The sequence below is a fragment of the Streptomyces sp. NPDC041784 genome, from assembly GCF_055591025.1.
Map to the genome: position 1 here is coordinate 20126 of NZ_JBVJAB010000022.1, position 13335 is coordinate 33460.

General features: G+C 74.0%; 8 protein-coding genes and 1 pseudogene. 6 read left to right on the plus strand and 3 right to left on the minus strand.

The features are described 5' to 3' along the window. Positions 1-253: 253 nt before the first annotated feature. From ACZ6D7_RS34725 to ACZ6D7_RS34740, 4 genes are all read left to right on the plus strand, one after another. Entirely contained in the window at positions 254-1765 is a 1512-nt protein-coding gene (locus tag ACZ6D7_RS34725; protein WP_469499778.1) for a cellulose binding domain-containing protein, read from the plus strand. Between the two features lie 318 nt (positions 1766-2083). Then, positions 2084-3217, plus strand: coding sequence for a ribosome small subunit-dependent GTPase A (rsgA, locus tag ACZ6D7_RS34730; protein ID WP_469499780.1), 1134 nt, complete (start codon positions 2084-2086; stop codon positions 3215-3217). Between the two features lie 121 nt (positions 3218-3338). Continuing rightward, on the plus strand, positions 3339-4736 hold the full coding sequence (locus ACZ6D7_RS34735; RefSeq protein WP_469499781.1) for a bifunctional transcriptional activator/DNA repair enzyme AdaA: 1398 nt from the start codon (positions 3339-3341) through the stop codon (positions 4734-4736). Between the two features lie 56 nt (positions 4737-4792). Next, on the plus strand, positions 4793-5290 hold the full coding sequence (locus ACZ6D7_RS34740) for a methylated-DNA--[protein]-cysteine S-methyltransferase (protein WP_469499916.1): 498 nt from the start codon (positions 4793-4795) through the stop codon (positions 5288-5290). Positions 5291-5347: 57 nt separating this feature from the next. Here the strand turns inward: ACZ6D7_RS34740 and ACZ6D7_RS34745 are convergent, their stop codons facing one another. Together ACZ6D7_RS34745 and ACZ6D7_RS34750 are read right to left on the minus strand one after the other, a co-directional pair. After that, on the minus strand, positions 5348-5830 hold the full coding sequence (locus ACZ6D7_RS34745) for a DUF456 domain-containing protein (protein WP_469499782.1): 483 nt from the start codon (positions 5828-5830) through the stop codon (positions 5348-5350). 54 nt (positions 5831-5884) lie between these two features. After that, entirely contained in the window at positions 5885-6871 is a 987-nt protein-coding gene (locus tag ACZ6D7_RS34750; protein ID WP_469499783.1) for a helix-turn-helix transcriptional regulator, read from the minus strand. A gap of 582 nt (positions 6872-7453) precedes the next feature. Here ACZ6D7_RS34750 and ACZ6D7_RS34755 point away from each other — a divergent pair. Both ACZ6D7_RS34755 and ACZ6D7_RS34760 read left to right on the plus strand, forming a co-directional pair. Further along, positions 7454-9466, plus strand: a complete 2013-nt coding sequence (locus ACZ6D7_RS34755; RefSeq protein WP_469499785.1) for a PP2C family serine/threonine-protein phosphatase — start codon at positions 7454-7456, stop codon at positions 9464-9466. 260 nt (positions 9467-9726) lie between these two features. Continuing rightward, a pseudogene (locus ACZ6D7_RS34760) lies at positions 9727-11358 on the plus strand (nuclease/transposase family protein). 525 nt (positions 11359-11883) lie between these two features. Here ACZ6D7_RS34760 and ACZ6D7_RS34765 read toward each other — a convergent pair. Beyond that, a complete protein-coding gene (locus tag ACZ6D7_RS34765) occupies positions 11884-13233 on the minus strand; it encodes a helix-turn-helix domain-containing protein (RefSeq protein WP_469499788.1) in 1350 nt (449 codons plus the stop codon). Positions 13234-13335 lie beyond the last annotated feature (102 nt).

The following is a 13335-nucleotide window of genomic DNA, read 5'->3' on the forward strand; positions in this document are numbered from 1 at the left end:
CACCGCCGCGTGCGGCCACCGGGAGCGGTTTCTGAATGTTTCCGGCTCCGGCGTTGAGTCACCGGGCGTCAGCGTCCGTACAAGAGGCCGGAGAAGTGGGTGCGGTGCCTGTCCGGACGTTCTGACATGACATCTGAACAGGGCGCTTGTCAGTTGTGTGGGTTACGTGAAAAGCTCTGCCACTGCCGCGAGGTTCCCCCCAACTCCATTGCCGTCATGGTGAGTTGACCTCGCTTGTGGATGCAGGAGACTCATGCCCGACCTGCCGACCCCGAAGGACGCCGCCGAGGCCGCGCTGTTCTCCGAGTGCTGGGACGCCGTCCTGTCGTACGCGGACCTGTGCACCTCCGGCTCGACGGCGGCGAATCAGCTGGCCCGCGAGGCGTTCGCGTTCGGCATACGCGAGGCCCGCGCCGCCGAGGACGGTCCCGCACGAGGCACCGGCCGTCGCTCGTCCCGGCTGCCCCGTATCCCCCTGCTGCTGACCGCCGTACGCACCACGGCGGCCGCCTGGGAGACCATGGGACAGGGCCACAAACTCGACCCCGATCTGCGGCTCTGGCTCAACTCGGAGAAGGCCGCGCGCTTCACCGGGCCGCCGCTCAGCCGCCCCATCGCGCTGCGCGGACTGCGCGACATGCAGGAACAGGACGCCACCCTGCTGTGGCTGGCGGAGGTGGAGGCGCTGCCCCTGCACTCCGTGGTCCGCCGGCAGGGCCTCGACCCGTCCGCCGCCGTCGAGGAACTGAACCAGGTCCGCGGCCTGTTCCGGGACCGCTGTCACCGCAACCACCTCGACACGCCGATGTCCGCGGAGTGCCGCAGCTACGTCCGGCTGCTGGACGCCGTCACCCGCTCGGGCGCCGCCGAGACGCCCGACGACCTCTCCCGGCACCTCGCCACCTGCGTGGAGTGCGCCGAGGCCGCCGCCTGTCTGCGGCTGCACGGCGGCGGCCTGCCCGCCGCGCTGGCCGGCGGTGTCATCGGCTGGGGCGGCCTCGCCTACCTGGAGCGCCGCCGCCGCGCCGCCGAGGTGCGCCTGGGCGCCGGACGCCCCGACGCGCCGGACCCCGAGGGCGAGGCGGGACGGGCCGCCGCGGGCCGCGCGCGCGTCCTGCGCAGCGGGCTCGCCGTCGCCGCCGTCATGGTCTCCGTGCTGGCCCTCGCCGTGTCGATGATGCCGGGCGACAACACCAACGGCACCGTCAGCGACGCGCAGGGTGGCCCCACCGACAGCACCCCGGTGGCCGGGCCCGGCGTCCCCTCCCTGCCGACGGTCGGCCCCGCCACCTCGGCCGCGCCGTCCGCCACCGACCCGACGCCGTCCGGCGGCGGTACGCCGAGCGCCGACGGCGGCCGGACCGACCCCGAGCCGCAGGGCACCTCCTCGGCGACCGCGGGCGCCGGCTCGCCCACCCCCGGCGCCGGCGAACCGTCCGGCTCCGACGAGGCCTCCTGCACGGTCGCGTACAACCTGGTCAACCAGTGGCCGGACGGCTTCCAGGCCACCGTCACCGTGACCACCGTCGACGCCCTGGACACCTGGCGCATCGCCTGGTCCTTCCGCGACGGCCAGCGCGTCGACCAGATGTGGGACGCGAGCTTCGCGCAGGACGGCTCCCGCGTCGTCGCGACCGCCGCCGACTACAACCGTTCCGTCGCCGCCGGCGGCAGCCTCTCCTTCGGATTCCTCGCCTCCTGGCAGGACACGAACACGGCACCGACCGGGTTCTCGCTCAACGGGCAGGAGTGCACGGGGGGCTGACGCGGCGGACCTGTAAATGAATGGCGCCCGTTCGCGCGCCTTCATATCCTGGGCGGGCTCCACGCGGAGGCCGCCGGCCGCCGCCGTCAGCCGTGCACGGAACGGGAGGTGTGACCGATGACTGTCGCCACGACGGGTGCTGCTCGCCGCAGCCACCAGACGATCGTCCACTCCACCTCCGCGGTCTCCGGCTGACCCTTCGAGAACCTCCGCGCGCTCATCAGCGCGCCGCCGGGGCCGCCCTGTGAAGGGTTTCCCTTGCAGTCTTCCTCTCTTTCTTCTCCTTCCTCCGTTTCGTCTGTTTCTTCTTCGTCCTCCTTGTCCTCCGCGTCCGCCGCGGAGGAGGCCCCGCCGTCGCATCCGCTCGCCGTCTACGGCTGGGACGAGGACTGGGCGGCCGAGTTCGCGCCGTACGCCGAGCGGGGACTGCTGCCGGGCCGGGTCGTACGGGTCGACCGGGGCCTGTGCGACGTCGTCACCGAGGTCGGCACGGTCCGCGCCGACACCGAGTTCGTCGTGCCCCACGACCCCATGAAGGTCGTCTGCACGGGGGACTGGGCCGCCGTCGACCCCGAGGGCCGCGATCCGCGGTACGTCCGGACGCTGCTGCCGCGCCGCACCGCGTTCGTCCGCTCCACCTCCTCCAAGCGGTCCGAGGGCCAGATCCTCGCCGCCAACGTCGACCACGCCGTCGTCGCCATGTCCCTCGCCGTGGAACTCGACCTCGGCCGGATCGAACGGTTCCTGGCGCTGGCCTGGGAGTCCGGCGCCCAGCCCGTCGTCGTGCTCACCAAGGCCGACCTGGTGCCCGACCCGGTCGCGCTGTCGTACCTCGTGCAGGACGTCGGGACCGCCGCGCCCGGCGTCCCGGTCCTCACCGTCAGCGCCCGGGACGGCGAGGGCGTCGGGGAACTCGCCGGCCTCCTCGGGCGAGGCACCACCGTGCTGCTCGGCGCGTCCGGCGCGGGCAAGTCGACGCTCGCGAACGCGCTCGTGGGCGAGGACGTGATGGACGTCCAGGCCACCCGTGACATGGACGGCAAGGGACGGCACACCACGACCACCCGCAACCTGCTGCTCCTGCCCGGCGGCGGCGTCCTCATCGACACGCCCGGCCTGCGCGGCGTCGGCCTCTGGGACGCCGGCGGCGGCGTCGGACAGGTCTTCTCCGAGATCGAGGAGTACGCCCTGCGGTGCCGGTTCCAGGACTGCGCGCACGAGCGCGAGCCGGGGTGCGCGGTGCTGGCCGCCGTCGACGCCGGCGAACTGCCCGTGCGGCGCCTGGAGAGCTACCGCAAGCTCGTCCGGGAGAACCAGTGGATCGTCGCCAAGTCCGACGCCCGGGTCCGGGCCGACATCCGCCAGGACTGGAAGCGCAAGCGGGCCGAGGGCCGGGCGGCGGGCGAGGCCAAGCGGGGCCGCGGTCCGTGGCAGCCGGCGCCGCCCCGGTAGCCCGTACGGGGCCGTGTCCCGGCGATCGGTACGTGCCGTGTCCCGGTCGCCGTCTCCCCGTCCCAGAGCCATGTCCGATTCCCGCTAGCACGATCACGGTCGCGGGCGAAGACTGGAACCCATGATGGACCAGGACACGGATCGGGACACCCGGTACGAGGCCGTACGCAGCCGGGACGCCAGGTTCGACGGTGAGTTCTTCTTCGCGGTCGAGACGACCGGCATCTACTGCCGGCCCAGTTGCCCCGCCGTCACCCCGAAACGCCACAACGTGCGGTTCTTCCCGACGGCCGCCGCCGCGCAGGGCTCGGGCTTCCGGGCCTGCCGGCGGTGCCGTCCGGACGCCGTCCCCGGCTCCGCCGACTGGAACGTGCGCGCCGACGTCGTCGGCCGGGCCATGCGGCTGATCGGCGACGGCGTCGTCGACCGGGAGGGCGTCGCCGGGCTCGCCGGGCGACTCGGCTACAGCGCCCGCCAGGTACAGCGGCAGCTCACCGCCGAACTCGGCGCGGGCCCGGTCGCGCTCGCCCGGGCGCAGCGCGCGCACACCGCGCGCACGCTGCTCCAGACGACCGGCCTGCCGGTCACCGAGATCGCGTTCGCGGCCGGGTTCGCCAGTGTGCGCCAGTTCAACGACACCATCCGCGCCGTGTACGCGGCCACGCCGACCGAGCTGCGGGGCGCCGTCCGCAGCGCCCTGCGCTCGGCCACCCCGACCGCCGGGATCCCGCTGCGGCTCGCCCACCGCGGCCCGTACCGGGCGAGTCCCGTGTTCGACCTGCTGGCCCGCGAGGCCGTGCCCGGAGTGGAAGAGGTCAGCGGTCCGGCCGGTGGCCGCACCTACCGCCGTACGCTGCGACTGCCGTACGGCACCGGGATCGTCGCCGTCGACGAGCGGTCGGGCGGGACGGGACGCGCCTCGGCCGTCCACCCCGGCGGCTGGCTCGACGCCCGGCTGAGCCTCACCGACCCGCGCGACCTGACCACCGCCGTCCAGCGGCTGCGGCGGCTGTTCGACCTGGACGCCGACCCGTACGCCGTCGACGAGCGGCTCGGCGCCGACCCGCGGCTCGCCCCGCTGGTCGCCGCCCGGCCCGGGCTGCGCGCGCCGGGCGCCGCCGACCCGGAGGAGTACGCCGTACGGGCCCTGGTGGGACGTACGGCGGCCGCGGATCTCGTCCGCGCCCACGGCAAGGCCCTCGACGCGCCCTGCGGCACCCTCACCCACCTCTTCCCGGAGCCGGGCGCCCTCGCCGGCCGTCCCGGCCCCCTGGGTACCCTCGCGGCGGCGCTCGCCGACGGCGCCGTCTGCCTCGACCCGGGCGCCGACCGGGACGACGCGCAGGCCGCGCTGCTCGCGCTGCCCGGACTGGACGCCCGTACCGTGGCGGCGGTCCGGGCCCGCGCGCTCGGCGACCCCGACGTCGCGCCGCCCGGCGCGGACGTCCCCGACACCTGGCGTCCCTGGCGCACCTACGCCCTTCACCATCTGCGCGCAGCGGAGGAATCCGCCCCATGACCGTGAACGAGACCGTGACCGTGAACGAGACCGTGACCCTGAACGAGACCGTGACCATGACCGTGTACTGGACAAGCGTCGACAGCCCCCTCGGCCCCCTGCTCCTCACCGCCGACCCCGAGGGCGCCCTGACCTCCCTCTCCATGCCCGGCCAGAAGGGCGGGCGCACCGTCCAGGACCACTGGCGGCAGGACCCCGGGCCCTTCCGCGCCGCCCAGGAACAGCTCGCCGCGTACTTCGCCGCCGAGCTGAAGGAGTTCCGGCTGCCGCTGCGCGCCGAGGGCACCGCGTTCCGCGAGCGCGTGTGGAACGCGCTGGACACCGTCCCCTACGGGGCCACCACGACGTACGGCGAGATCGCCGCCCGCATCGGCGCCTCCCGTCCCGCCGTCCGGGCCGTCGGCGGCGCGATCGGGGCCAACCCGCTGCTGATCCTGCGCCCCTGCCACCGCGTGATCGGTGCCGATGGCTCCCTCACGGGGTATGCGGGCGGACTGGAGCGCAAGACGCGGCTGCTCGAGCTGGAAGGGACGTTGCCGATGCCGTCGGTCTGATACGCCGTCCGACAGGTCCGTCCGACAGGTCCGTCCGACAGGTTCGTCCGATGGTCCTCAGCCCCACAACTCCGCCCCCACCCACGCCCCCGCGATCAGCAGGCAGGTGAACAGTTCCGCGAGGACACTCCAGCCGCCCGAGCGCATCGCCGTGCGCAGGGCCGCGCGGGCCTCGCCGTGGCCGCCGAGGCGGAGGCGCTCGGAGAGGTAGATACCGCCCATGAAACCGGGGATCGCGCCGATCACGGGCACCAGCACGAACCCGAGGAACGCCCCGACACCCGCGTACACCGCCATCCGGGGGGTCGCCCCGGCCGCCCGCAGCTGTCGCGGCGGCAGGGCCCAGCGCACCACCTGGGACAGGAGCAGGGCGACGGTCGCCCCGACGAGGACGCCCCAGGCGACCGGCCGCGGGTCCTTCAGCGCCCACCACAGGACCGCGGCCCACACCAGCCACGACCCGGGCACGCCGGGCACCAGCACTCCGCACAGGCCGAACAGCAGGACCACGCCGACCAGCAGGAGTTCCCACACTCCCATCTGCCCAGGGTGCCCGAACAGTGGAGAACGCGCAGGTCAAGCCGCTTGGGACGGTCACCGCTCGCGGGCCACCCACCCGCGCTCGTACGCGTGCCAGCCCAGCTGGAGCCGGGTCGACACCCCCGTCAGCTCCATCAGGCCCTTCACCCGGCGCTGTACGGTCCTCAGGCCCAGGTCGAGCTGCTTGGCCACGCTCGCGTCGGTGAGCCCCGCCAGCAGCAGGGAGAGGATCTCCAGGTCGGTCGGGTCCGGGCCGTCGGGAGCCTCCTGCTCGGCGGCGCCGTCCGCGCCCAGCCGCAGCGGCAGGGCGTCACGCCACACCGACTCGAACACTCCCGACAGCAGTTCCAGCAGCCCGCTCGCGTGCACCACCAGCGCGGCCGGCTCCGCCGAGCGGCCGGTCAGCGGGACCAGCGCGAGCGCACGGTCGGCCACGACCAGCTTCGTCGGCACCTTCTCCACGACCCGCACCTGCTCGTCCCGGCCGAGCGCGGCGGTCAGTTCCGTGACCCCGTCCGGCTGGTCCAGCACCGCGCGTTCGAGGACGACGCGGTAGCGCACCCCGCGCTCGGCGGCCTGTTCCTCCGCGTCGTTCTCCATCCCGGTGACCGCCACCGGCGTGCCGGTGACCAGCGCGCACACCTCCTCGCTCGCCCCGAGCTGGATCTGGAGGAAGCGCTGGGCGACGGCGGCGGCACCGGTCACCACCTCGACCAGGTCGTGCACGGAGGGCTCCGCGGCCGCCGCCCGGTACTCCTCGGCGAGCAGCGCGGCCGCCAGCTCCGCCTGCTCCAGTTCGTGCCGCCGCTGGGTGAGCAGCGCGCCCAGCGCGACGCCCGGCGGCGCGGCGACCCAGCGGCCCGGCCGCCCCGAGGACTGCGCGGCGAGACCGTGCCGCTCCAGCCGGCGCAGCGCGCGCTCGGTGTCGTGCTCGCCGAGCGTCAGCCGGCGCGCGAGATCGGGCACGTCGGCGGCGCCCACGGACACCAGTGCCCGGTACGCCGCCTCGTGCGTCCCGTCGAGCCCGATCGCTCCCAGCATCGCCGCAGTCCCTCCTGCACTCCCACCGCCGTCCCTGGTACAGGGCCGTGGCGGGAAACCGCCACGGCGTATACCCGCCGCGGTACATCGTCGCCGTACCGGCGTTCACTCTGCCAACCTGTGGCCACGGCAGGAAGACGTGATCATCAGCGATCGGTGGCGATCGGCCACGGTCGACGATGATCATCCGCGGACCTCCGGGCCATCCGACACAGCGGATCACCGGGAACGTCCGGCACGCCCGGCACACGCGGCACACGCGGCCCGCCCGGTCGACCCGGCCCGCCCGGTCGACCCGGCCCGCCCGGCCGATCCGGCCGATCCGGCCGACCTCGCCGGTACGGCGGCCGAGGGCACCTGGAACGTGGTCCGGACTCATGACGCGCAGGGGCGCATAGGGGATGTGAGTCCGGGTCACCTCGTGTCGCCGGACGGTTCTCCCGTGGGGGGTGGGACCGTCCGGCGACCCTTGTCGCACTGGTGTCCAACACGTCACTCGACCCGCTGTTCGACACCGGATCCCGGGTCGCATTTTCCGGATGCCCCGTTTTCAACCGGCCCGTGCGGTGGACAATTGGGGGCATGAGCCAGCAGGGGGGAAGGCCCACCGGTCACGAGGACGACTGGTGGGGGCAGCTGTACGACGACTCCACCGCGGACACGGGCCCGACGCCCACCGCCGACTCCCTCGACGACCGCTTCGCCTCGGCCTCGGGAGCGGTGCGCTCCGCGGGTACGGCGGGAGAGCCGGGCGACGTGGGTGACACGGGTGACACGGGTGACACGGGTGACACGGGTGACTCGGGCCGGTCGGGTGACTTGGGTGACGGGGGCGACGGGGGCGACGGGGGTAACTCGGGCGGGTCGGGCGGATCGGTCCCGGAGCCGCGCGCGGAGAGCGGCGCGGCGGCCGGTGTTCCGGGTGTTCCCGGCGGGCAGGCCGACTGGTGGCGGGCGGACGACGCGACGCTCGCGCCACCGTCCCCCCGGGCCGTGGTCCCACCACCCCGCGGCCGGAGCGGGAGCGGGAGTGCGACTGGGGCCGGGAACGGCACCTGGAGCGCCGCGGCCTCCGGATGGGACGACGACTTCGGCGAGCCAGGTACGGGCTGGGACGCGGACGCCGACGCGGACGCGGACGCCGCCTCCGGCACAGGGCGCGACGCCGATCCCGACGTACGACGCGATAGGACCCCTGCCGCGCCCGCCACAGCCCCCACCACAGCCCCCATCACCCCTGCCGCGCCCCCCACGCCCGCCACCACCCCCGCCACGAATCCCGCCCCCCTCCCCGCCGATGTGCCTCCCCGCACCGCCCCACCTCCCGGCGTTCCGCCCCGGGCTCCCGGCAGCCCACCCCGCGCCCGACCGCCCGTCCCCCCGCGCGCCCCCTGGGAGCCCCCACCGGACACGCCTCCCGTCCCCACGACCTTCCCGCCGGGCCCCCTGCCCCCCGGCTTCACCGGGTACGCCCCCGCCGTCCCCGCACCACCGCAGGCACCGCCCCTGGTCGGCGGCCCGCCCGGGCGCGTACCCTCCGCCCGCACCACCACCGCCCTCGACCTCCCCACCCTGAAAGACGCCCCCGAGGGCGCCCCCGAGCCCGCCCCTGACGGCACCCCCACCCCACCCCCCAAGGCCTACGTCGGCTCCGGCCCTCCCACCTACGACGCCGAGCCCACCGCCCTCCCCGCCGCCGATCCGGACGACCTCGACGACCTGGTCGCCGACACCGTCCTGGACGGCGCCCGGTACGGGGCGTGCGCGCTGCGGGCCGTGTCGCTGCGCGGGGACTCCGCGCGGTACCGGGGCGAGCCGCGCCGTGACTCCCTGCTCACCGCCCGCTTCGGCACCGGCGACCAGGCCCTGGTCCTCGTCGCGATGGCCACCGGTGCCCGCGCGACACCGGGCGCGCACCGGGCGGCCGCCGAGGCGTGCCGGTGGATCGGCCGGGCCGTGGGCCGCAGTCACGTCCGGCTCGCGGAGGACATAAGGGCCGCCCGGCGCGGCGACCTGAAGTCCGGCCTGCACCGGCTCACCGACCGCAGCCTCGGCCGGCTCCGCGCCAGCGCCGCCGAACAGGGCCTGGACCCCGAGGAGTACGCGGCGACCCTGCGCTGCCTGCTGCTGCCGGCCGACCCCGACTGCCGCACCCGCGTCTTCTTCGGCGTCGGCGCCGGCGGACTGTTCCGGCTGCGCGGCGGCGAGTGGCAGGACCTCGAGCCGCGGGTGGGCGAGGTCGCGGGCGAGCCGGTCGTCGGCTTCGGGTCGCTGCCCGCCGAGACGCCCGAGGGCGACCGGCTCACCATGGACCTCGGCATCACCACCCCGCCGAACCCCTACGAGCAGCCGCCCGAGCCGCCCCGCGAACCCTTCCGCTTCCGGGCCTCCGTGGCCCGCCCGGGCGACACGCTCCTGATGTGCACCGGGGGCCTGGCCGAACCGCTGCGCGGGGAGTCCGAACTGTCCGCGTACCTCACCGGACGGTGGTCGGGCCCGACCCCGCCAGGCCTGGCCGCGTTCCTCGGGGACATCCAGGTCAGGGTGAAGGGCTACGCCGACGACCGCACGGCGGCGGCCGTCTGGGAGGCGTAACCGCGCCGCCCCGGCCACTGTGGAGGGAGCGAACCCGACGAGACCGAAGGGGTTTGGAGCTGCTGCCGCTGGAGTGTGCTCAAGCGTGTTCTGGTGAGCAGGAGCGAGTGCTGGCGGTCTGGGCCGTGCGCGCGTCGGCCATGGGCTGACCCTCTCACGAGAGAACGAGTGTCCTCGCATCGAATGCGTGACCTTTACCGGCGGGCCTCGTTGGATGCGGTGACGGGATTTCTGGACGGAGCCGGGCAGGGGGTGACGGGGTGGGCGGGCTGCGGTCACTGGCCAGGCCGTTCGTCGCGACCGGCCCGAGCGGTGTGACCGTGCGGACCCGCCTCAAGCATCTGACGCCGCAGGACGAGAAGGTCCTGGGGCTGGTCGGCGCGCATCTCGGCTCGCTCGCCGCGAAGGACCTCAAGGCCCGCTGCGCGGACGGTCTGGAGCACTCCGCGGACACGTGGGCGGTGCGCAAGCGGGAGCTGACGGCGGTGTCGTCGTCGCGGTGGGCAGGCAGTATCACCAAGGCCACCCATGATCAGTGGGCGCTCGCCCGCCGCTGCCAGTCCGCCTACATCCAGGGCTTGGAAGCGGGCATCGCCACGATCGCGCACCGGTTGTCGCTCCCGGTCGGGGAGAAGGGCGGCAAGAAGACGCCGGGCGGCTACCGTTCCCGTCAGGAGTGGCACGCCAAGGCCCGCCGCCTGCACGTCCTCGAAGACCGCCTGGCCGTCGGGCAAGGTGACCACGAGGCCGGGATCGTGCATGTGGTCAGAGGCGGCAAGCGCCTGGCCCGCACCCGCCACCACCTCGACACTGCCCAGCTCACCGAGCACCAGTGGCGCCGACAGTGGGAAGCCGAACGCTGGTTCCTCGCCGCCGACGGCGAGTCCGGGAAGCGCTACGGCAACGAGACCATCCGTGTCAGCCCCCAGGGCGAGGTGAGCATCAGGCTGCCCGCCCCGCTCGCAGACCTGGCGAACGCGAAGCACAGCCGCTTCGTGCTCGCCGCCCGTGTGAGCTTCCCGCACCGGGGGCAGGAATGGGCCGACCGCGTCGAGGCGAACCGAGCCGTGGCCTACCGCATTCACTGCGACGTCACACGCGGGCGCTGGTACCTCACCGCGTCCTGGCAGTACGCACCGACGCAGACGATCCCGCTTCAGGCTGCCCTGGCCCAGGGCGTGATCGGCGTGGACACCAACGCCGATCACCTCGCCGCCTGGCGCCTGGATGCCCACGGCAATCCGATCGGTGCCCCGCGCCGCTTCTTCTACGATCTGTCCGGCACCGCGCAGCATCGCGACGCCCAAGTCCGTCACGCCCTCACCCGATTGCTGAACTGGGCAAAGACCTGTGGCGTCACGGCGATCGCGATGGAGGACCTGGACTTCGGCGCGGAGAAGACCCGGGAGAAGCACGGTCGCAGGAATCGCTTCAGACAGCTGATCTCCGGCATGCCCACCGGGAAACTCCGCGCCCGGCTGATCTCGATGGCCGACCACACGGGCATCGCGATCATCGCCGTGGACCCGGCCTACACCTCCCGATGGGGCGCCCAGCACTGGCAGCGCCCGCTGACCTCGAAGAACCGCACCACCACTCGCCACGACGCGGCCGCCGTGGCGATCGGCAGGCGCGCCCAGGGGCACCCGATCCGGCGACGGACGGCACCGCCCCACGACGACCGGAGTGATCGTCGTGGGCATCGGACCGTCCAGGCCAGGCCGGAGGCCCCCGGGCGTGAGGAAACCCGCCCCCGCATTCCCGGACCACGCACACGATGCGTGCCGCCCGGACGCGGAGCGCACGCGGGCGACCAGAACGCCCAACACCGTTCGGGGCGTTCGGCTGAGCATGCGTCCTGGCAACAGGACTCACTCCCGCTCAGTCTTTAGGAACGGTGCGTCCCTCCATGGCCAAGCAGGGCAGGTGGAACTCGCCGGGAAGATCAAGTCGCCCGTGGGCCACGTCCTGTGCGGCAAGGAATCGGTCCCGCGCTCTGTGCCGGGCGGTGTGGGTCGGTCGCGAGCTGCTCGTGCCTCCTCGCCCGCCCCCTCGACGTCGCGCGGCAGCCCGGACACCGATGACCATGGTGCTGAAAGGGTTAGGGCGCGTCCCCGATGATCCGCGCAGGTCGGTTCGACGAGCAGCCGCCTGCCGTGAACGGTCAGCCGGGCATTACGGTGGGACACGAAGACCTCCTGTGCGGTGCAGTCCTAGACAGCTCCACCACACCGGAGGTCTTCGCCATGATCAAGCACCGGCGAGTGTCAACAACGCTCGTGATCAATACAACTAGGGCCTTTCTGATGGCTCTTGGACCAGTGCGTTGGCGTCCTGGACGGCGGAGTCGGCCGCATGCTCCAGATGGCCCGCTCCAACCTCCGCAACGTGCCCAGGCCGTAGGCCGTGCCCGGCGGTCAGGTGTACGGCCTCCAGCGGCGGTTGCCGGTGTCGTACATGTACCGGGGCAGGCCCTTGATGCCGCTCGTGCGGAACGGGCGGCCGTGGTCGTCGATGCGGACCGTGCCGGTGCGGCCCTGGGAGGACCAGTCGAGTTCGAGGTACCAGTCGCAGGCGCAGGCCTCCGTCCGGGCCGTGACCAGCAGCACCTCCGGGTCCTCGGCGGACACCCGGTAGGGCAGCCGCACCGCCGGGATCGGGGTGCCCGTGTCGTTGCCGGGGACCGAGCGGGCGATCGGGCGGTCCTTGTCCAGGTCGACGGCGAAGTAGCGGGGGCTGATCGAGCTGCCGCAGCCCTGGTCCATGGCGTACGACGTGCCTGCCACGGGCGCGGCGCGGCCGACGACCCGCACCCGCAGCGCCGTCAGGACGACCGCCGTGGAACTGCGCCCCTGCACGGAGATCTCCACGTTGGTCTCCCGCCCGTGCACCGCGCCCTGCGCCGCCGCCCAGACGCCGGCGTCCTGCGCGGCCGGGGGCGGCGGGACCCGCGTCGGCGGCCGGTCGACGACGTAGTCGTGACCGCAACCGAGCGCCCACACCTGGGAGTCGGCGGTCCAGGTGAGCGGGACGGCCGACCCCGAGGACGGGGCCGGGGCCTTGCTCGGGGTGGCGTCGGGCGAGCCGTGGGGACGGGGCGAGGCCGGAGCCGAGCCGGTGGCCGGGGGCGGGGTGGTGGAGGTGGGGGAGGACGGGGGTGTGGTCGTCGGGGCCGTTGCCGAAGGGGACGGCCGGTGTGCGGTACCGGCGGTCGTACCGGAGGCCGAGGGGCGGTCCGACGGGTGGTCGGCGGGCAGTGCGGAGAGCGTGCCCACCGTCGCGAGGAGCGCGCAGGCGACACCGAGGAGGACGGCACCGCGGCGACGGCGGTACCAGGGGGTGGGGTGGGTGGGGCGGGGGTGCGTGGTGTTCGGCGGTGGCGTTTCTGTTTCTGCCGGTGTTTCCGGTGTTTCCGGTGTTTCCGGTGCTTCCGGTGTTTCCGATGCTTTCGGTGTTTCTGGCGTTTCAGGTACCGCTGTTTCCTGCGGTGCCACCTCCGTTCCCCGCCCCCGTGCCTGTCGTGCCGCCACCGCGCGCAGCCACCGGCGGTGCAGTTCGAGCCGCTCCTCGGGCGTCGCCCCGCAGAACTCCGCCAGCCGCTCCACCGGCGCGAAATCCTGAGGAACCGCTTCCCCCGCGCAGTAGCGGTGCAACGTGGACGTGTTCATGCCCAGGCGGCGGGCGAGGGAGCCGTAGCTGCGCTCCGTACGTGCCTTCAGTTCCGTCAGCAGCGCCGCGAACTCCGCGACGTCCTCATCGCTCGACACCGTGACCCCGCGCCCCGTCCTCGTCCTCGCCCCGGCCCTGCCCGGCCCGGCCCGGCCCGGGACGGTCATCCCAGGCACTCATATACCTGCACGTCAGATGGC